The following is an 18,723-nucleotide window of genomic DNA, read 5'->3' as shown; positions in this document are numbered from 1 at the left end:
TGACACCGATAACGCTGCCCTCATGAGGTAACCGGCGCAATTACCTGCCAGGTAGTGGTCGAGACGCAGGCAGCCGGTCACACTGGCAACCATGACCATTGCGGCTGTACACACGCAGACGTTCGGCGCCTTGTTGAAACAATGGCGCGGGCGCCGGCGGCTCAGCCAACTCGATCTCGCCCTCGCCGCCGACGTGTCCTCCCGGCACGTCAGCTTCATCGAGACCGGACGATCCACGCCGAGCCGGGCGATGGTGCTGCGACTGGCGGAGGTCCTCGACGTTCCGCGTCGTGAGCAGAACCAGCTGCTGATGGCGGCGGGTTTGGCCCCGATGTACTCCGAGCGGTCTCTTGATGATCCGGACATGGCGGCGGTTCGGGACGGTATCGATCGAGTCCTGCTGGCCTACAACCCGTTTCCGTGCGTCGTGGTGGACCGCCGATGGCAGATCGTGCGGGCCAACGCCGGTGCCGGCGTGTTGATGGACGGTGTCGCGCCGGAACTGCTCCAAGCACCGAACGCGCTGCGCATCGCCCTGCATCCCGATGGCTTGGCGCCGAGGATCAGAAACCTCGCGCAGTGGCGTCATCACCTCATCGAACGACTTCGGCGCGAGGTCGCGGTCAGCGGTTCTGATGAACTGTCGTCGCTGTTGGCCGAAATCGATTCCTACCCCGGCGGTTCCGACGGGACATCGGATCTGGGCAGCGTCGCGGTACCGCTGGAGCTCTCCACACCGGACGGGCGCCTGCTGACCTTTCTGTCCACGGTGACGACGTTCGGCACAGCGCTCGACCTCACCGCCACCGAGCTCTCGATCGAGGCGTTCCTTCCAGCCGACGAGGCTACCGCCGCCGCCTTGCGGTGAGAGCGGAGCCGTCCGCAAGAGTTCTGTTCTGCGCTCACATAATCCTGGTTCGCAGACGGCGATCGCCGCATTGTCGGTGTATGACCACGACCGCCGACGCGCCCACCATCGCCTCCTCCGCACCCAGCCGCATCTCGCGGCTGCGGGTGCCAGAACTCGACGAGCTGCAGACCACCGCGGTGCGCGGCTTCTTCGCCAAACAGCAGCGCGACGAGGGACTGACGTCGAACTGGTTCCGGGCGCTCTCCCTCAATGAGCAAGACCTGGAACGGCTCAACGGCTACCTGCTGCCACTGTTGGGTGCCGATGGGCGCGGCGGTCTGAGCGCGCGTGAGCGAGAGGTCATCGCCACCGTCGTATCCGGCGAGAACCGCTGCGCCTACTGCCATACCAACCACGCCAACAAGCTCGGCAAGGTCGCCGGCGATTGGTCGTTCGGCCAGCGCGTGGCCATCGACCACCACCAGGTGGCCGAGTTGACCGACCGTGAACGGGCCCTGGCCGATATCGCCGTGCTGGTCAACAACCACCCGCAGTCGATCCGAGACGGCGACATCGACCGGCTGCGTGCGCTGGGGTTGGACGATCATCAGATCCTGGAGGGCATCTCGATCGCTGCATTCATCGGCGCGACCAATCGGATCGGCATCGCGCTGTCGGTGCCACCCAATGTGGAGTACACGGGTGTCCCGGCCGCCGATCGCCGGAACACGCCGGATCGGTAGTCGCTCGAACCGCGTATATGCGGCCGCGAACACCAATAGAGTCTGGCGTCATGGACATCCGACTCGTTGCGGCGGCCGCGGTCATCCTCGGTGCCGGGGTCGCGGGCTGCTCCACGCCGCCTGCGGCACTCGGTGGGACGACCGCGAAGGTAACCATCAACGGCGAGAGCACCGGCGGACCGCACGCGGTGTCGTGCACGCAGTCCGGGTGGCTGTGGACGATCGAGACCCCCGACGAGAACAAGGGCTTCACGGCCAGCCTCGGCACCGGCGACAAGGTCACCGTGGAATCGGTCAGTTTCCACGACTTCGGCGGCTTCACCGGCAACTTCTGGCAGGGGAACATCGGCGAGGCCGAGGTCGAAGGGGACGGCGGCAGGTTCACCATCACCGGCTCGGCGGACGGTTCGTTCACCGACAACCCGAGTAATGCGGTGACGGCCACCTTCCGCATCGAAGCAAACTGCTGAGGGCCCCGCTCGTGCATGAGTTTCGTCAAGCGGTCGAGGCCGGGGATCTCGATGCGGTCATCGCGCTGTGCCGCGACGACATCGTGTTCCGCAGCCCCGTCGTCTTCACGCCGTACGAAGGACGCGATGCGCTGCGAACGATCCTCGCGGCGGTGATGGAAGTCTTCGAAGACTTCCGATACGTCCGTGAGATCGGGGCGGCCGACGCTCGCGACCATGCGCTGGTGTTCCAGGCGAGGGTCGGCGACAAGGACATCGAAGGCTGCGACTTCATCCGCACCGATGAGAACGGTGCCATCAGCGAGCTCACCGTGATGGTGCGCCCGTTGTCGGCGACGCTGAGCCTGGCCGAGACGATGAAGGCGCGGTTGGCCGGAGCCTGATCCACTGGTCTGACCACTTGACCTCTGTCCTGTTTGGTGGCAGGGTGGCCGCATGGCCCTGCAACCGGTTAATCGGCGCTCCGTGCCCGAGGACGTGTTCGAACAGATCGTGTCCGAGGTGCTCAGCGGGCAGATGCAACCCGGCGAGTCCCTGCCCAGCGAGCGCAGGCTGGCCGAGGTCCTCGGCGTCTCGCGACCGGCGGTGCGGGAGGCGCTCAAGCGACTCACCGCAGCGGGTCTGGTCGAGGTGCGCCAGGGCGATGCGACCACCGTGCGCGACTTCCGGCGTCACGCGGGTCTGGATCTCCTGCCGCGGCTGCTCATGCGGGCCGGCGAACTCGACTTGTCGGTCGTCAGGAGCATCCTGGAGACGCGGCTGCACAACGGCCCCAAGGTTGCAGAACTGGCCGCCGAACGCAGCGGTCCGGAACTGGGTGAAGCGCTCGATCAGACGTTGCGGGATCTGGCCGCCGAGGACGATCCCGTCGCGCAGCAACGCCACGCCCTGACGTTCTGGGACCACATTGTCGACGGCGCCGACTCGATTGCCTTCCGGTTGATGTACAACACGCTGCGGGCCACGTACGAGCCGGCGCTGCCCGCGCTGGCAGCCGTGATGGCCGCCGAGGTTGGGAGACCGCACGCCTACCGCGACTTGGCCGACGCGATCACCGCACGCGATCCGGCGCGGGCCCGGCGAGCCGCGCAGGATCTGCTCGAACCGGCCACCGCCGCGCTACTGGACGCCCTCGACAATCTGAAGGACCCACGATGACGACGACCGCAGGCCGCGCACGCAAAGGTTTCACCCTCACCGATGCGCTGCGCCAATTCTGGAAGCACCCCTCCCCCTGGATGATCGGCGCCACGCTCGCCGCCGCGGTGACCGCACGCATCGCTGTCGGCGACTGGCAGCTCACCGATGCGCTGGTGCCGGTGGTGATCCTTGCGCTGTTTCCGTTCTTCGAGTGGATCATCCACGTCTTCGTTCTGCACTGGAGGCCGAAGCGGCTCGGGCCGTTGACGATAGACCCCCTGCTGGCGCGAGAACACCGCGCGCACCACAGCGATCCCCGCGACGTCCCGTTGATCTTCATCCCATGGAAGTCGTTGGCCACGTGGGTGTTGCCGTTGACGGTTGCGGTCGGCCTCGTGGCTTTCCCGCGGCTGGGTATGGGACTGACCTACCTCGTCTGTATCGGGACCCTCGGGCTGGTCTACGAGTGGACGCACTACCTGATTCACAGTGACTACAAGCCGAAAACCGCTCTGTATCGGGCGATCTGGCGTAACCACCGGCATCATCACTTCAAGAACGAGCATTACTGGTTCACCGTGACCAGTTCGGGAACGGCCGACAGAGTCCTCGGCACCTACCCCGACCCGGCCGCGGTGGAGAACTCACCGACCGTGAAGAAGCTGCATGCCGACGCCCAACCGGTCGGCGCCTCGGGCGATTAGGCCTGGACGATGACCGGGTCGCCGATGCTCACCATGTCGTAGTACCACGCCGCGTTGTCCGGGCTGAGATTGATGCAGCCGTGGCTCACGTTCTCGTACCCCTGCGAACCCGTCGACCAGGGCGCCGAGTGCACGTACACGCCACCCCAATTGATGCGGACGGCGTAGTAGACGGTGAGCTTGTAGCCCTCCGGATCATCCAGCGGAATGCCGATGGTGCGGGAATCCATGATCACGGGGCTCTGCTTCTCGAGCACTGTGAACGATCCCTTGGGTGTCGCGAAGCCCGGCTTGCCCATTGATGCGGGCATCTCGCGCATGGTTTCGCCGTCGATGCTGACGGTGAAGGTATGGGCGTCGATGTCGGCGACCGCGAGCACCTCAGAGCCGGTCTGAAAGCTGGCCTTGGCATCCCCCGCCATCACCGTGATGGTGGAATGCGCCGGGAAGAAGTCTTCTGGAGTCCACTGCAGCACACGGTCATCGAGCCAGGCGAAGGTTCCCTTCTGGGTTCGCAGCGGCATCGCCGGCGCGGATACACCGAACGTGCGCTCGGCGCCCGCCCGGTCACCGATGGGCTGCTTGAACGTCACCGTGATCGGATGCGCCACACCGACTGTCTGGCCGGCAGGCTGAATGCTGGCTACGGCGTTCGGCGTTGCGATACCCGCGGAACTTGTCGGGGCGGAGACCACGGTGAGCACCGCGAGGCTCGCCACCGCGAGCAGGTTTCGTAGCTTCAGCACACTTTCATCCTAATTCGTCTCGTGGAGTTCCCCCGGCAATCGCAATGCGGGCCCACGTGTGCATGTCGCAGCACACGCGGATACCGCACTCACAACCGTTATCGAACACGCTGCTCAGAACGTTTCACACCGGTTTGGTCCGAGCGGGCGCGGCGAGCCGGTAGACGGCCGGCAAACTCAGCCCACGAGAGGGTTCACATGCCCCCAGCACACCATCGGTCGGCGAGTCACGCAGGCGGCAGTGGCGCGGGTTCCGGTGCCGGGGGTGCAACGCCCTCGGGCGGTGGTGCGACGCCCTCGGGCGGTGGTGCGACGCCCTCGGGCGGTGGTGCGACGACCGCTTCGGGCGGTGGCGGCGGGAGCGGGGCCCCCGGCGGTGGTGCCAGCGCGGGGTCGACGGGCGGAGGGGCCTGCTGGACCGGTGGGGCGTTGTCGCCGGCGTCCGAGAACCGGTCCCTGATCCGTTGCAACCAACCGCGGCGTTCGGGTACCGGTGTGGGCTGAGCAGGTACCAGACCAGGAGCCATCGATTCCGGTGGCAACGCTGGCGCCCCCGGCACCGTGACCGGCGCCTCGGGTGGCGGGGCGGCAGGCAGCGGATCCTGCGCGACCGCGGGAATGTCGACGACGGCGACAGGCGGCGCTTCGGGTGGCACCGGTATCTCGGCCGGTGGCGGCGGCGGGGGCGCCGGGGGCGGCGGTGAAGCGGCCGGCAGGGGCGCGGGTGCGGCCGCGATGTCGGGCGACGATTTGGCGGCGGGCGTCGGCTCGGAGGGCGTGGTGTCCTTGCCCGGCGTCAGCTGCATGCTGATCGCTGCCGAAACCGATACGACGAACGTGACCGTTCCCGCAGCCAGCATGGCCAGCGGCCCGGCATGCGCGGGCTGCCGTCGACGCTGCTCACCTGCGCGGTCGAGCACCTCCTCGGCGGAGAACACCGACGTGCCGCTGTCGGCCGCGGCGAGCGCAGCACCGCGTGCCAGGGCCAACTCGGCTTCGGCGGGTGCGAACACCGGCACCGACAGCACGGTCTCCAGCCGGGGCATGATCGCGTCCAGATCCGCGCCCGATCCCACCAGCACCAACGCTTCGGGTCGCCAGTCGGCCCTGGCGAACACGGCGTTCAGCCAGCGGATCAACGAATCTTCGCTGTCGACCGAATGGTTGACCGCGGTCTGCACGGCGCCTTCGCGCGTGTTCACGACCAGCGCGATGACCGCGTCGTACTCGATCACGCACACCGCCGTGACCTCATTGCCGAGCAACTCGGCGACACCCCACGCCAAGGCCTCGGACGCCTCGGGCAGTTGCACCGCCACCACGTTGTCGAACCCGCACTCGCGCAGCGATCTGAGTAGCAGCGACGCTTCGGTTTGGGCGTCGTCGCTCCATGTCACACCGATGGTGTGCAACCGGTGACCGTGACCGGCGGCAAGCGCTTCGGCGCGCAGCACCGCGGCCGCGGCCTCATCGGAGGCGTGACGCGGAGACGAGCGTCGCGTGGGCAGGATCTCGATGGCTTCGCGGTCGACGGTTGCGCCGTCGGCGCCCTGCCCTTCGACGAGGACAAGGCCGACGGCAGACGGTGTCACCGACAAGCCGAGTACGGCGTCCACTCAAACCCCTTCGGACGTCCACTTACCGGGGTGACCGTAACAGCACGGTGCTCCGCCGGTTTCCGAGGGACTGCGGCTGCGGGTGAAAGCCGCTGCCGGAGACCGGAATCGAAATGTGCTGTGCCGCTGAACCTCCTGTAAGAGAACGTCGAACAGCTTTGCCGGGACGATTGTTCCCTATCGCCCGCGGCGCGCGGTTCGCCGTGGCAATGTGAAGACCCATGGCAGCAACCGAGCAGGCGGAGGGCGGGCCCAGCGGCCGCACCGTACTCGGTCACCCGATCGGGTTGACGAACCTATTCGGAGTGGAGCTGTGGGAGCGATTCTCCTTCTACGGGATGCTGACGATCCTCGGCTACTACCTCTATTACTCGGTCACCGAGGGCGGCCTGGGGCTACCACAGAGCACGGCCACCGGCATCGTCGGCGCCTACGGCGGGCTGGTCTACCTGTCGACCGTGCTCGGCGGCTGGATCGCCGACCGGATTTTGGGCATGGAGCGCACCGTCTTCTATGGCGGTGTCGTGGTGATGTTCGGCCATATCGCGCTGGCCGTCGTTCCCGGCCTGGCGGGGGTGACCGCGGGCCTGGTGTTCGTCGCTCTGGGTTCGGGCGCGCTGAAGGCGAACGCGTCGTCCCTACTCGGAACGCTCTACGCCAAGGGCGACCCGCGCTGCGACGGCGGATTCACGTTGTTCTACCTCGGTATCAACCTCGGCGCCTTTGTGGGTCCGCTCATCACGGGGTTGCTACAGACTCATGTCGGCTTTCACTACGGATTCGGCGCGGCCGCAATCGGAATGGCGATGGGGCTGGCTCAGTACGTCATCTTCCGGCGTAATCTCGGCGAGCACGGCCGGCACGTGCCCAATCCCCTGCCGCGCAGCGCATTCGGCGGGCTCGCGGCAATCGCGCTGTCGGCGGCGGTGATCATCGCGGTGGTGTTCGCAACCGGCGTGGTCACGCTGGGGAATCTGTCGCACATCACGACCGGTGTGCTCGTCACGGCGTCGGTGACGTATTTCGTCGTGATGCTGACCAGCGCCAACGTCACGTCAGTCGAACGCGTCCGGGTGCGCGCGTTCATCCCGCTGTTCGTCGCCAACGCCGTGTTCTGGTCGCTGTTCCAGCAGATCTTCACCGTGCTCGCCGTGTACTCCGACGAGCGAATGAACTGGTCGATCTTCGGATGGACCGCCCCGTCGAGTTGGATCGGCTCGATCGAACCGGTGTGGATCATCACGCTCTCGCCGCTGTTCGCGGCCATGTGGACCAGGCTCGGCGACCGCGCCCCGACCACCCCGCGAAAGTTCGCGTACGGCGTGATCGGGATGGGCTTGGCGTTCCTGCTGTTTCTGCCGATGGCGGGCACGACCGGCCGGGCGGTGCCCGCGCTGTACATCGTCGGTGTGATGGCGGTGTTCGCGATCAGTGAGCTGATGCTGTCACCGATCGGATTGTCGGCGACCACAAAGCTTGCGCCCGAAGCGTTCCGGGCCCAGATGATGGCGCTGTACTTCTTCTCGGTCGGCATCGGCACGGCCATGTCCGGAGTGTTGGCCGGCTACTACAAACCCACGCACGAGTTCGCCTACTTCGGCATCATCGGTGCGGTCGCGGTCGCGGCCGGTGTGATCGTGTTCGCGCTCGCGCCGTGGATCAGCCGCCATATGGAGGGAGTGCACTGAGCGATGTCCTCGCACTGCTAAGCGGCCAGAATCTCCCGCAGCAGTGCAGGTTCGATGTTGCCACCGGACAGGACGACGACCGTTCGGCCCGCCGGGCTGGACCCCTTACGGTAGGCGGCCAGCGAGACCGCGCCGCTGGGTTCGCTCACCAGGTGTGCGCGGTGAGCGAATTCGCGTACTGCCGAACGGATTTCGTCTTCGGACACCGTGACGACGTCATCGAGCACCCGTTGCAGGTGAGCAAAGGTCAACTCCGACGGCTGCGAGCGCAACCCGTCGGCGATGGTGCGGTTGCGGTCCTCGATGGACCAGTCGACGCGGTGTCCGACGCTCAAGCTCTGTGCGGTGTCGGCGGCGAGTTCTGGTTCGACCCCGACCACCTTGGCGTTGGGGCACAACGCCTTGATCGCCGTACCGATCCCCGAGGCGAGGCCGCCGCCGCTGACGGGTACCAGGACTGTGTCGACGGTCGGGAGATCCTCGGCGATCTCCAGCCCGATCGTGCCCTGCCCCGCGATGATGTCGGGGTGGTCGAACGGTGGTATCAGGACACCGCCGGTCTCCTCGACGACCTCGGCCGCGACTCGTTCCCGTTGTCCCGCAGCGCACAACACCACCGTCGCTCCGTGGCCGCGGGTGGCCGCCACCTTCACGTCCGGCGTCTCCTGGGGCATCACGATGTGGGCGGGTATCGCATACACCGCGGCCGCGTAGGCCACCGCCTGCGCGTGGTTCCCGCTCGAATAGGCCACCACTCCCCTGGTGCGTACCGATTCGTCGAGGTGGCCGATTGCGTTGAACGCGCCTCGCACCTTGAACGCCCCGACCGACTGCAGGCTCTCGGGCTTGATCCACAGCGGCCGGTCGTCGTCGCCCGCCCACGGGGCGGGAAGCAGCGGTGTGCGAACCACGAAGGCCCGGGTGCGTGCGGCCGCCTGTTCGATGTCGTCGAGCGTCACCAATTCCACACCCACCAGTGTGCCCCCGCCGAAGAAGCGGAGAGACAATGGCCATATGGCTGGAACCCTGTTCTTCGACGGCAACTGCGGCATGTGCACCCGTGCCGTCTACTTCATCCTGAAGCGGAACCGAACGGGCGATCTGCGAACCGCGACTTTGCAGGGTAAGGGTGTCGCCGAGCGGTTGGGTATCCCCCGGTCACGGGTTCTCGACGCCGCGCGATGGCACGACGAGTCCGGCGATGTGTACGAGGGCGCAGAAGCGGTGAACGCCGCAGTGTCAGCCGCATTGGGGACCCGGGTTCCGCTCGTCCTGTACCGGACCCCTGGGATTCGTGCGTTGCAGAACGCCGTGTACCGGTATGTCGCCAGTCACCGGTACCGCTTCCCGGGTACGACGCCGTACTGCGAGTCGCATCCCGTCAGCTGCTGACCCGATGGCTCCGTCCGGCATCCTCGTGCGGGCAGCGCATCGCGGTGATCTGGGCGCGATCGCTGACATCTACGCGCATTACGTCGAAAACAGCGTGGCGACCTTCGAATTGGTGCGGCCCGACCGTGAGGAGTGGGGCCGCCGCTACGGCGCAGTCGTCGAAGCAGGCTTACCGTTCCTTTCGGCGGTTCTGCACGGTGAGATCGTCGGCTACGCCTACTGCGCTCCGTGGAAGACCCGCCCGGCCTACCGGCACACCGTGGAGGACTCGGTGTATGTCGCGCCGGGCGCCCTCGGTCGCGGGGTGGGCGGCATGCTGCTCGATGCGTTGCTCACCGGCTGCGCGACAGCCGGGATACGGGAGGTGATCGCGGTGATCGTCGACGCCGACATGGCCGCTTCTGCTGCGTTGCACCGCCGTCGCGGGTTCGTCGAGGTCGGTCGACTCACCGCGGTCGGGTTCAAGCACGGCCGATGGCTGGACACGCTGCTACTCCAGCGAAGCCTGGTGGCCTGACGCCTTCTTCGGATGTTTTTTTCCAAGTTGGGTACTCCCTAGCCGATTGGGCCACGGTCGAGGAGGCTGCCGATGAGTTCTGGGGTGCAAACCGGCACGATCACCACGCAGGTTCCGAGCCGGCTGGATCGGTTGCCGTGGTCGCGATTCCACTGGCGCGTCGTCCTGGGGCTCGGCGGTGTGTGGATCCTCGACGGCCTCGAAGTCACCATGGTGGGCAACGTCGCGTCCCGCTTGACCGAGAGCGGCAGCGGGATCGAGTTGACCGCAGGTGAAATCGGCATCGCCGCCGCGATTTACATCACCGGCGCCTGTCTGGGCGCGTTGTTCTTCGGTCAGCTCACCGACCGGTTCGGCCGCAAGAAGCTGTTTCTGCTCACCCTCGCGGTGTACCTCGCGGCCACGGTGGCAACGGCTTTCGCCTTCGCGCCGTGGTACTTCTACATAGCGCGGTTCTTCACCGGCGCGGGTATCGGCGGCGAGTACGCCGCGATCAACTCCGCGATCGACGAATTGATCCCCGCCCGCGTCCGTGGCCGCGTCGACCTGATCATCAACGGCTCCTACTGGCTCGGAGCCGCCGGCGGTGCCGCAGGCGCACTGGTGCTGTTGAACACCGCGATCTTCCCGGCAGACCTCGGCTGGCGCATCGCTTTCGGCATCGGCGCCGTCTTCGGTCTCGTGGTCCTCGTGGTGCGGCGGAACGTCCCGGAAAGCCCGCGGTGGTTGTTCATTCACGGTCGTGAGGACGAAGCCGAACGCATCGTCGGCGAGATCGAGCGCGAGGTGGAACGCGAGACCGGCCAGACCCTCGAGGAACCCGAGGGATCGTTGACCGTGCGTCAACGCAAGACGATCTCGTTCCGGGAGATCGCCCACGTGGCGTTCACGAAGTATCCCCGCCGGGCCGTCCTCGGGCTCGCGCTCTTCATCGGGCAGGCGTTTCTCTACAACGCTTTCACGTTCAACCTCGGAACCCTTCTGAGCGGTTTCTACGACGTCTCGTCCGGCATCGTGCCGATGTTCTACGCGATATGGGCCCTGAGCAATTTCGCCGGCCCGATCCTGCTCGGCCGATTCTTCGACACGGTCGGCCGAAAACCGATGATCTCGTTCGCATATCTGGGTTCGGCGTGCGTGGCGGTCGCCCTGACCGTGCTGTTCGTTTCCCAGACGGGCGGCGTGTGGATATTCATGACGGTATTGGGCGTGTGCTTCTTCCTGGCGTCGTCGGGAGCCAGCGCCGCCTATCTCACCGTCAGCGAGATATTCCCCATGGAGACGCGGGCTTTGGCGATCGCGTTCTTCTATGCCGTCGGTACCGCGGTCGGCGGTATCACCGGACCCCTGTTGTTCGGCCAGCTCATCGAGTCCGGTGATCGCGGACTGGTCGCGGTCTCCTTCCTGATCGGCGCGGCGGTGATGGCCGTCGGCGGCGTTGTCGAGCTGATGTTCGGGGTGAAGGCCGAGGGGCAGAAACTCGAGGACCTGGCCATGCCGCTGACAACCGCGGACGAAGACGAGAAGGAGGCGGACGCACCTTCGGAGCGCGACAAGGAACGCGCGGCGCGCCAGGCGCGCATCGCCGAGCGCACCGAACGTGAGCGGGCAGCCAACCAGGCGCGGCGCTACCGGCCCGGCCCGGCGGCGGGCTGGTACGGGGCATGGCGCGAGCCGCCGACGCCCGGTGCGCCCGAATCGGCGCTCGACCACGAGATCGAAACGATTGCGCGCGCGGTGAGCGAGCACGAACCGATGTCGGCGCGCGAACTGTACAGGGCGGTCGGCGCGCGGTACTGGGGTCCGGGTGAGTTCCGCAAGGCGTTGCGGGTCGCGTTGGCGGAGAACCGGATCGCCCGGCACGGTCGAAACAAGTTCGGCATGCCGCCTGGGACGTCGCAACAATGACGTTGGGCTGCAGCATATTCGGGCACAACCCGACCTTTCGGGCTGACGGCCGCGTCATGCGGTGGAAGTGCGAGCGTTGTGGCGAGGCGCAGGGCGCCAAGGAATACGCCACAGCCGAGGACGCGCGCAGATACGCCAAGGCGTTCAACAAGCGCGACACCGACGACCTCGGGAAGCGCGCGCCATTACTCGGCCTGCTGCCGTTGCGGCTGTGGCGGGCCCTGCGGCGGCGTTAGCTCTTGGTCAGCGTGAACTGGCAGACGTCGGTGTAGCCCTCGCGGAACAGGTCCGCGCAGCAGGTCAGGTACCTCATGTACCGGTCGTAGACCTCTTCGGACTGGATCGCGATCGCCTCGTCCTTGTGAGCCTCGAGCGCGGCGCTCCAGTGGTCCAGCGTGCGGGCGTAGTGCAACCGCAACGGCTGAACCAGGCCCACGTTGAAACCCGCTTCGGTCGCGTGCCTCTTCACCGCGACGGGCTGGGGCAGATCCCCGCCGGGGAAGATCTCGTCCATGATGAACTTGAAGAATCGCAGCTTGGTCATGGTCAGCGGCAGGCCGCGCTCGGCGAACTCCTCATCGTCGGGCTTGACGATGGTGTGCAGCATCATCACGCCGTCGGCGGGCAACGCGTCGTATGCCATCTTGAAGAACTCGGTGTAGCGGTCGCGGCCGAAGTGCTCGAACGCGCCGATCGACACGATGCGATCGACCGGTTCGTGGAACTGCTCCCACCCCTGCAGCAGAACCCGCTTGGTGCGGGGGCTGTCGATGCCGTCGAGCACCTTCTGCACATGGGCCTGCTGGTTCTTGCTCAGTGTCAGGCCCACCACGTTGACGTCGTAGCGCTCCAGCGCCCGTTTGATCGTCGCGCCCCACCCGCAGCCGATGTCGAGCAGCGTCATCCCCGGTTGCAGGCCCAGCTTGCCCAGCGAGAGGTCGATCTTGGCGAGCTGGGCTTCCTCGAGCGTCATGTCGTCGCGCTCGAAGAAGGCGCAACTGTAGGTCTGTGTGGGATCCAGGAAGAGCCGGTAGAAGTCGTCGGACAGGTCGTAGTGCGACTGCACATCCTCGAAATGCGGCGTGAGGTCCTGGGCGGTGTCGGTGGTGTTTTCTGGCACGGTCAGCCCCTGGCGTCGAATTGGGTCAGGTCGAAGCTCCGCACGATTCGAGAGCCTCCCCCGTCGCAGGCAGTTTACGCACAGCACCTGGGTGTAGCCGTCATCACCCTGGTCAGGGACGTGACCGCCACGGCAGCCGCTCAGGTGCCGACGACGGCGGCCGCGCCGTCTGCGGCGATTGGGCACGCGTCGCAGATCACCGTGGCGCCGGGTGGCACGGCGCCATGACCGCACTATCGTTGGACTTCAGACGGGCGACCCCGAAGAGAACGGAGACCGATCATGAGCACACCTGACGGCCTCGCGTTCGGCGATGCCATTCCCGAAGCCGACGTGGCCGACCAGCACACCCCGGTGGATCCCGACGACGCGGACACCTGGCAGGACGCCTCGGCGATCACCCCCGACCGCACGTGGGACGCCAACGAGGCGGATCTGGTCGATCAGGCGATCGAGGTGCCGATCCCCGACGACGACCTACCGTCGGAATAGCCCCGCCATTTGGCGCCCTTCGTCGAGAAGATCGGCTGTCACGCCCGCTTGGGTAGTAAGCATGACGCCATGGACCTACGTGCAGAACTGCTCGACAGTCTCGATTTCGATCCCAACGCCTCGCGTGTCTTCGGCCAGCCCTACGAGACGGCCGACGGCACCACCGTCATCCCCGTCGCGGCGGTCCGGGGCCGGGCCCGGCGCGGCAATGAGCCGAATGTCAAGGTTATGACCAGGCCGGCCGGTGTGTTCGTCATCAAGGACGGCGACGGCGTATGGCGACCCGCGGTCGACGCGACCCGCATCGCGCTGGCCGGAATTCTGGTCGGGCTGGTGACCTCAACGCTGGCCGGGGTGGCGATGGTTCGACGACCGCCCTGGCCCGACCTGTACGGCGACATCTCGTCGCGGTGACGACGTGGGCGCCGACGGTTTCGCCGGATCGGCGTCGGGTACGCCCGCGCCATGAGCACAGACGCAGCCGGCGGTAGCGACTACCGCGCCGACCAGGACCCCGACGCCGATCCCGAGATGAAAGAGGACAAGGCGATCCGGCAACCCGACCAGGCCGAAGGGGCCGACGACCGCGGTGAGACGAACGGCTGACGGTCAGTTCTGCCGCGGAAGCAGTTCGGCGACGAACCGGTCGACGAATTCGGTCATCGTGAAGCGCCCCGCCGGACGAATGACGAATTTGGTCAGGCCGGCCTCCAGATAGGCGTCGAGTTGCCGGTGCAGCTGTGGCCAGCCGTCGGCGATCAGCTCGGAAGGGTCGACGTCGGGGCGGCGCCGGCTGATCGCGGCCAGCATCTGCGGCGGCGGTCCGCCGTCGGCGACGGCGAGGTTGATGCCGAAATGGTCCGGCTCGACCTCACGTTCGGCAGCCTCGGCCGCGCGCTGGATCGCCTCTCGGGCGCGCCGCGCCTCGGCGGGGGTGACAAAGCTGCCCAGCCAACCGTCTCCCAGCCGACCGATGCGCCGGAAGGCGGCGGGTGCGGACCCGCCCAGCCAGATGTCGAGCGGTTCGACGGGCCGGGGAGCCACGGTCGCCGAACGCACCTTGTAGTAGTCACCGTCGAACGAGACGTCGTCGTGTTCGAGCACCGTACGAAGCAACCGCAGCGCCTCGTCGAACACCGCGGCGCGCGCACCGTCGGGCACGACGAAGATTTCGCGCTCGGCGGCGACGGCTGACCGCAACCCGAAGACCGGCAGCACCCGCTTCGGACCCAACGCGGCCAGTGAGGCCAGCTGCTTGGCGACGAGCACCGGATGCCGACCCGGGAGCACCGCGACCGACGTACCGACCTTCAAGCTGCGGGTACGCGCCAGAGCGAAGGCCATCCCAACGAACGGATCGACGGCCTCGGAGTACACGAGTTCGGAAAACCACAGCGAGTCCACGCCGGTGGCCTCCAGATGGTCGACGATGTCCGGCAGCAGTTCTGGCCCGATGCCGGCGGCAAGGCCGATCCCGAATCGAATTTTCACGTCGCCGCCATCGTACTTACCAGTGCATTCACGGTGCATTCGGTCGACAGGGCGCTAGGGTTCTCGAAAACGCTTGCCAGAGAGCGAGGAAACGGTGGACGGTGCGGTGACGGTGTCGATGGCGGCGCCGGCGGAGCGGATCTGGGACTTGATCGCCGATGTGCGGAACACCGGCAAGTTCTCCCCCGAAGTCATGGAGGCCGAATGGCTCGGCGGTGCCACCGGGCCTGCGTTGGGTGCGCGGTTCCGCGGTCACGTCAAGCGCAACGAGATCGGGCCCGTGTACTGGACGACGTGCGAGGTGACCGCCTGCGAACCCAACCGGGAATTCGGCTTCGCGGTGCTCATCGGGGACAAGCCGGTGAACAACTGGCATTACCGGCTCACCGCCGTCGACGGCGGTACCGAGGTCACCGAGTCCTTCCGGCTCAACGACTCGGTGCTGATGAAGTTGTTCTCGGTGTTGGGAGGACAGCTCCGGCGCCGGCGCAACATCCGCGACATGCGCAAGACGCTCGAGCGCATCAAGGCGGTGGTCGAGGCGCCCGAGGGCGACTGAAAGCCTTGTCCGCCAACGATCGTGAATCCGCCCCGGCGGGGCCGCCCCTTTGGTAGAACGGTGCCAGTTCGCCGCGATGCCGAGGAGCCTGCGATGGGTCAGTGGTCACGTGAGGAGATCGACGAGGCGTTTCGCGCTTATCAGGACGCGGTCGTCGACATCGGCACGACGTGGAACTGGTCGAGCTATGCCGATCACTTCACCGAGGACGCGACCTACGTCGAGCACGCGCTGGGCGACATGTCCGGCCGAGAGGCCATCCGCGACTGGATCGTCTCGACGATGAACACGTTCCCCGGCAGCGAGATGCCCTTCTATCCGGTCGAGTGGTATTCGATCGACGTCGACAAGGGCTGGGTGATCAACCGCAACGTCAACACGATGAAGGATCCGGGCGACGGCAGCGTGCACGGCACACCGGTGATCACGGTGCTCAGGTACGCAGGCGACGGGAAGTGGAGCTACGAAGAGGACGCGTACAACCCGATGAACTTCCTGGTGATGGTGCAGGGCTACGTCCAGCGCTGTCATGAGCTCGGCACCCTCTCCGACGACGCCCGCGTGTTCGCCGAGAACATGAACTGGCAGTTGCCGTAGGCCATTTGGCCACTGCGGCCGAATCGCCCTCCCGGCGCGGATATCGGCCTACCCTCGAACGGGTGGACACCGCTACGCCGCCCACCTTCGGCGCGCACCTGGTCAGGGAGAACGGCGCCCCTCCGCCCGAGGTGCCGCTGTCCGAGGTCGACCTGGGCTCCTGGAACTTCTGGGTCAAGCCCGACGACTTCCGCGACGGCGCCTTCGCCACGCTGCGTCGCGAGGCGCCGGTCTCGTTCCACTCGCCCCTGGAGACACCCGGCGTGGAGGAAGGCCCCGGACACTGGGCGATCACCAAGTTCGACGACGTCTGGTACGCCAGCAGACATCCGCATATCTTCAGCTCGAGCCCGAGCATCACGATCAACGACGCGAACCCGGAGCTGTCGGAGTATTTCGGCTCGATGATCGTGACCGACGATCCGCGGCATCTTCGGCTGCGCAACATCGTCAGTCGTGCCTTCACGCCGAGGGTGGTGGCGCGCACCGAGGCTTCGGTCAGGGACCGTGCCCGGCGCCTCGTCGAAGGGATGATCGCCGAACATCCCGACGGCCACGGCGAGGTCGTCGCGGAGTTGGCCGGGCCGCTGCCCCTGCAGGTGATCTGCGACATGATGGGCATCCCGGAGGGCGACCACCAGCAGATCTTCCACTGGACCAACGTGATCCTGGGCTTCGGGGACAAAGACATCGCTCAGGACTATGAGGAGTTCGTCAAGGTCGCGATGGACATCGGCGCCTACGCGACCGCTCATGCCGAGGATCGTCGCGCGCGTCCCCAGGAGGACCTGACGACCGCGCTGGTGGAGGCCGAGGTCGACGGAGAGCGATTGACGTCGGCCGAGATCGCATCGTTCTTCATCCTGTTGGTGGTGGCCGGCAACGAGACCACCCGCAACGCGATCAGCCACGGCGTGCTGGCGCTCACCCGCTATCCGCGTGAGCGCGAGCGCTGGTGGGCCGACTACGAGGCCGTCGCCCCCACCGCGGTCGAGGAGATCGTCCGGTGGGCGTTCCCGGTGAACTACATGCGCCGCACCCTGACCGAAGACTGCGAGCTCAGCGGCGTCACGATGTCTGCGGGCGACAAGGCCACGTTGTGGTACTGCTCGGCGAACCGCGACGAGGACAAGTTCGCCGACCCGTGGACGTTCGACGTGACGCGCAACCCCAATCCGCATGCCGGATTCGGTGGTGGCGGAGCCCATTTCTGCCTGGGCGCCAACCTCGCCCGGCGTGAGATCAGCGTCGTCTTCGAGGAACTGCACCGCCAGCTACCCGATATCGCCGCCACCGAGGAACCGGCGAGGTTACTGTCACCGTTCATTCACGGGATCAAGCGCTTACCGGTGTCCTGGACGCCGCCTCGATGAGCTCGTCGCGGCGGGGGCCCGCCGCAGGCGTTGGGCGCCAACCGCTTTCGTAGACCTTTCTGGCCCGCGGCTCGGCGGCGCGCAGCGTGTCGGGCAGTGCGTCCATCGCGGCGTACGGGCCGACGATGTCACCGAGTTGTGGGTCGGCTTCGGCCGCGGCAACGATCAGATCCGGCGGCAGCGGCCTGGTGAGGTCGACGTCGTGACCGGACCATCGCCGCATTCGCTCGGCGTCGGCGTAGCAATGGTCTTCGTACCACGGACGGATGTTGTCGAAACACCACTTGTCGAATTCAATTGTTGCGCAGCCGATATCGTCGCCACAGTGGTCGAGGATGCGCATCAGCTCGCGTCCTTGCATGAGTGCCAGCGCGACGCCGCGCCCCGCGAGCGGGGTGGTCGTGCACACCGCGTCGCCGACGGAGATGAGACCGAGTTGCGTCAGGTCTCCGGAGTCGTCGCATTGCCCTCGGTAGCTGTTGTGTAGACGAGCCCCGGGCATGACATCGGTCAGGGGGCGACTGCGGGACGCGGTGATCCACTCCGAGAGCGCCGGTATCTGGCGGATGGCGGCTTCGAAGATCGCGGGATTACGCAGGAGGCGTAATCGCGGATCGGTGCCATCGTGCACGATCGTGACGGTGAAGGTCGCGTTGTCATGCAGATACGCCAAGGCCCAGTAGCCCGACAGCGAGAGCACGGTGCCGAACGGCGTCGACATCGGCGGCGGTGTGGCCGTTCGGTGTAGGCGATACTGCCGGCTGACATACGCCGCACCGCACAGCTCGCTGTCAGCCCGCGGGCGGATCGACCGGGTGAAGCGGCTGTCGCGTCCCGACGCGTCGAGCACCAGGTCCGCCTCCAGCCTCGCCGTCCCGACCCGGACGCCGCCGACGCCGGCCCTGGCCACGAGCACGTCGTCGACGTTGCCCCGATGGAACCCGATGTTGTGGTGCGCGCGGGCGCAGCCCCAGAGCACACCGTCGAACGTCGTTCTGCGGCAGCGCAACCCGACTGCCCCGCCGCGCTCATCGGTGGCGGTCTCGGCGCCGGCGGCGTGCAGCGCGTCGAGCACCTCGGGCATCTCCGCGGCCAGCGCGTCGATCACCTGGCGACGGAATGTATGGGCGTGGTGGAACTGCATCACTCCGCGGCGCTGCCACCGTCCGTGTGCCGGTGGGCCGGCGTCGCGGTCGACGACCATCACGGTGTGCCCTCGACGGGCCGAAGCGATGGCGCTGTATAGGCCCGCCGGTCCGGCGCCGACGACGACGGTTCTCATCGAGTGCTCCTTTCGGGTAACCTACGGTGTAATGA

23 protein-coding genes are annotated in these 18,723 nt (G+C 66.8%); 17 read left to right on the top strand and 6 right to left on the bottom strand.

The annotated features are described in order from the left end of the window. Nucleotides 1-91 precede the first annotated feature (91 nt). The 6 genes from RMCN_RS18480 to RMCN_RS18455 all read left to right on the top strand — a co-directional run bounded on the left by RMCN_RS18480 (nt 92) and on the right by RMCN_RS18455 (nt 3,907). Entirely contained in the window at nt 92-868 is a 777-nt protein-coding gene (locus RMCN_RS18480) for a helix-turn-helix transcriptional regulator (RefSeq protein WP_067392229.1), read from the top strand. 80 nt (nt 869-948) lie between these two features. Next, nucleotides 949-1,593: a peroxidase-related enzyme gene (locus RMCN_RS18475; RefSeq protein WP_064413176.1), complete on the top strand. Its 645-nt coding sequence runs from the start codon at nt 949-951 to the stop codon at nt 1,591-1,593. Nucleotides 1,594-1,643: 50 nt separating this feature from the next. Continuing rightward, nucleotides 1,644-2,063: a lipoprotein LpqH gene (locus RMCN_RS18470; RefSeq protein WP_067392220.1), complete on the top strand. Its 420-nt coding sequence runs from the start codon at nt 1,644-1,646 to the stop codon at nt 2,061-2,063. Nucleotides 2,064-2,074: 11 nt separating this feature from the next. Continuing rightward, nucleotides 2,075-2,446 (top strand): nuclear transport factor 2 family protein, encoded by a 372-nt coding sequence (locus RMCN_RS18465; protein ID WP_067392217.1) that lies wholly within the window; start codon nt 2,075-2,077, stop codon nt 2,444-2,446. A 52-nt stretch (nt 2,447-2,498) separates the two neighbouring features. Next, nucleotides 2,499-3,221: a FadR/GntR family transcriptional regulator gene (locus RMCN_RS18460; protein ID WP_067392208.1), complete on the top strand. Its 723-nt coding sequence runs from the start codon at nt 2,499-2,501 to the stop codon at nt 3,219-3,221. Next, nucleotides 3,218-3,907: a sterol desaturase family protein gene (locus tag RMCN_RS18455; protein ID WP_067392206.1), complete on the top strand. Its 690-nt coding sequence runs from the start codon at nt 3,218-3,220 to the stop codon at nt 3,905-3,907. The genes RMCN_RS18460 and RMCN_RS18455 overlap by 4 nt, the downstream gene beginning before the upstream one ends. Here the strand turns inward: RMCN_RS18455 and RMCN_RS18450 are convergent. Next, a complete protein-coding gene (locus RMCN_RS18450) occupies nt 3,904-4,653 on the bottom strand; it encodes a L,D-transpeptidase (RefSeq protein ID WP_234787707.1) in 750 nt (249 codons plus the stop codon). The two genes, RMCN_RS18455 and RMCN_RS18450, sit on opposite strands and share 4 nt — an antisense overlap. A gap of 227 nt (nt 4,654-4,880) precedes the next feature. Beyond that, complete coding sequence (locus tag RMCN_RS18445) at nt 4,881-6,269, bottom strand: DUF7159 family protein (RefSeq protein ID WP_201028870.1); 1,389 nt, start codon at nt 6,267-6,269, stop codon at nt 4,881-4,883. 221 nt (nt 6,270-6,490) lie between these two features. Here RMCN_RS18445 and RMCN_RS18440 point away from each other — a divergent pair, with 221 nt between their 5' ends. Beyond that, nucleotides 6,491-7,957: a peptide MFS transporter gene (locus tag RMCN_RS18440; protein ID WP_067392203.1), complete on the top strand. Its 1,467-nt coding sequence runs from the start codon at nt 6,491-6,493 to the stop codon at nt 7,955-7,957. Nucleotides 7,958-7,974: 17 nt separating this feature from the next. Here the strand turns inward: RMCN_RS18440 and RMCN_RS18435 are convergent, their stop codons facing one another. After that, the gene (locus tag RMCN_RS18435; protein WP_067392266.1) at nt 7,975-8,925 is read right to left on the bottom strand and encodes a threonine ammonia-lyase; all 951 of its coding nucleotides are present in this window, start codon (nt 8,923-8,925) and stop codon (nt 7,975-7,977) included. Between the two features lie 46 nt (nt 8,926-8,971). On the opposite strand from RMCN_RS18435, the gene RMCN_RS18430 reads away from it, so the two are divergent. The 4 genes from RMCN_RS18430 (at nt 8,972) to RMCN_RS18415 (ending at nt 12,010) form a co-directional block, all read left to right on the top strand. Next, nucleotides 8,972-9,349, top strand: a complete 378-nt coding sequence (locus RMCN_RS18430; RefSeq protein ID WP_067392200.1) for a thiol-disulfide oxidoreductase DCC family protein — start codon at nt 8,972-8,974, stop codon at nt 9,347-9,349. A 4-nt stretch (nt 9,350-9,353) separates the two neighbouring features. Next, a complete protein-coding gene (locus tag RMCN_RS18425) occupies nt 9,354-9,866 on the top strand; it encodes a GNAT family N-acetyltransferase (RefSeq protein ID WP_067392197.1) in 513 nt (170 codons plus the stop codon). Between the two features lie 72 nt (nt 9,867-9,938). After that, nucleotides 9,939-11,774, top strand: a complete 1,836-nt coding sequence (locus RMCN_RS18420; protein WP_067392194.1) for an MFS transporter — start codon at nt 9,939-9,941, stop codon at nt 11,772-11,774. Between the two features lie 56 nt (nt 11,775-11,830). Beyond that, nucleotides 11,831-12,010 (top strand): hypothetical protein, encoded by a 180-nt coding sequence (locus tag RMCN_RS18415; RefSeq protein ID WP_231744846.1) that lies wholly within the window; start codon nt 11,831-11,833, stop codon nt 12,008-12,010. Here the strand turns inward: RMCN_RS18415 and RMCN_RS18410 are convergent. Next, nucleotides 12,007-12,894, bottom strand: coding sequence for a cyclopropane mycolic acid synthase family methyltransferase (locus RMCN_RS18410; RefSeq protein ID WP_067392191.1), 888 nt, complete (start codon nt 12,892-12,894; stop codon nt 12,007-12,009). The genes RMCN_RS18415 and RMCN_RS18410 overlap by 4 nt on opposite strands. Nucleotides 12,895-13,176: 282 nt before the next feature. Between RMCN_RS18410 and RMCN_RS18405 the strand changes: the two genes are divergently transcribed. The 3 genes from RMCN_RS18405 to RMCN_RS31090 all read left to right on the top strand — a co-directional run bounded on the left by RMCN_RS18405 (nt 13,177) and on the right by RMCN_RS31090 (nt 13,992). After that, nucleotides 13,177-13,386 (top strand): Rv3202a family protein, encoded by a 210-nt coding sequence (locus RMCN_RS18405; protein ID WP_064413164.1) that lies wholly within the window; start codon nt 13,177-13,179, stop codon nt 13,384-13,386. A gap of 69 nt (nt 13,387-13,455) precedes the next feature. After that, nucleotides 13,456-13,800 (top strand): hypothetical protein, encoded by a 345-nt coding sequence (locus tag RMCN_RS18400; RefSeq protein ID WP_067392188.1) that lies wholly within the window; start codon nt 13,456-13,458, stop codon nt 13,798-13,800. 51 nt (nt 13,801-13,851) lie between these two features. Further along, the gene (locus RMCN_RS31090; protein ID WP_165595593.1) at nt 13,852-13,992 is read left to right on the top strand and encodes a hypothetical protein; all 141 of its coding nucleotides are present in this window, start codon (nt 13,852-13,854) and stop codon (nt 13,990-13,992) included. 3 nt (nt 13,993-13,995) lie between these two features. On the opposite strand, the gene RMCN_RS18395 is transcribed toward RMCN_RS31090, so the two are convergent. Beyond that, nucleotides 13,996-14,877: a TIGR03854 family LLM class F420-dependent oxidoreductase gene (locus tag RMCN_RS18395; RefSeq protein ID WP_067392263.1), complete on the bottom strand. Its 882-nt coding sequence runs from the start codon at nt 14,875-14,877 to the stop codon at nt 13,996-13,998. Nucleotides 14,878-14,971: 94 nt separating this feature from the next. Between RMCN_RS18395 and RMCN_RS18390 the strand changes: the two genes are divergently transcribed. The 3 genes from RMCN_RS18390 (at nt 14,972) to RMCN_RS18380 (ending at nt 17,406) form a co-directional block, all read left to right on the top strand. Further along, entirely contained in the window at nt 14,972-15,436 is a 465-nt protein-coding gene (locus tag RMCN_RS18390; protein ID WP_067392185.1) for an SRPBCC family protein, read from the top strand. 93 nt (nt 15,437-15,529) lie between these two features. Beyond that, nucleotides 15,530-16,033: a Cif family virulence factor gene (locus RMCN_RS18385; protein WP_064413161.1), complete on the top strand. Its 504-nt coding sequence runs from the start codon at nt 15,530-15,532 to the stop codon at nt 16,031-16,033. A gap of 62 nt (nt 16,034-16,095) precedes the next feature. Continuing rightward, on the top strand, nt 16,096-17,406 hold the full coding sequence (locus tag RMCN_RS18380; protein WP_067392181.1) for a cytochrome P450: 1,311 nt from the start codon (nt 16,096-16,098) through the stop codon (nt 17,404-17,406). Here RMCN_RS18380 and RMCN_RS18375 read toward each other — a convergent pair. Further along, complete coding sequence (locus tag RMCN_RS18375; RefSeq protein ID WP_067392179.1) at nt 17,369-18,688, bottom strand: FAD-dependent oxidoreductase; 1,320 nt, start codon at nt 18,686-18,688, stop codon at nt 17,369-17,371. The two genes, RMCN_RS18380 and RMCN_RS18375, sit on opposite strands and share 38 nt — an antisense overlap. Nucleotides 18,689-18,723: the final 35 nt, after the last annotated feature.

It is taken from the genome of Mycolicibacterium novocastrense (assembly GCF_001570485.1).
Classification (GTDB): domain Bacteria; phylum Actinomycetota; class Actinomycetes; order Mycobacteriales; family Mycobacteriaceae; genus Mycobacterium; species Mycobacterium novocastrense.
The sequence above is the reverse complement of the archived record's forward strand: the minus strand, read 5'-3'. Positions and strand labels throughout refer to the sequence as shown.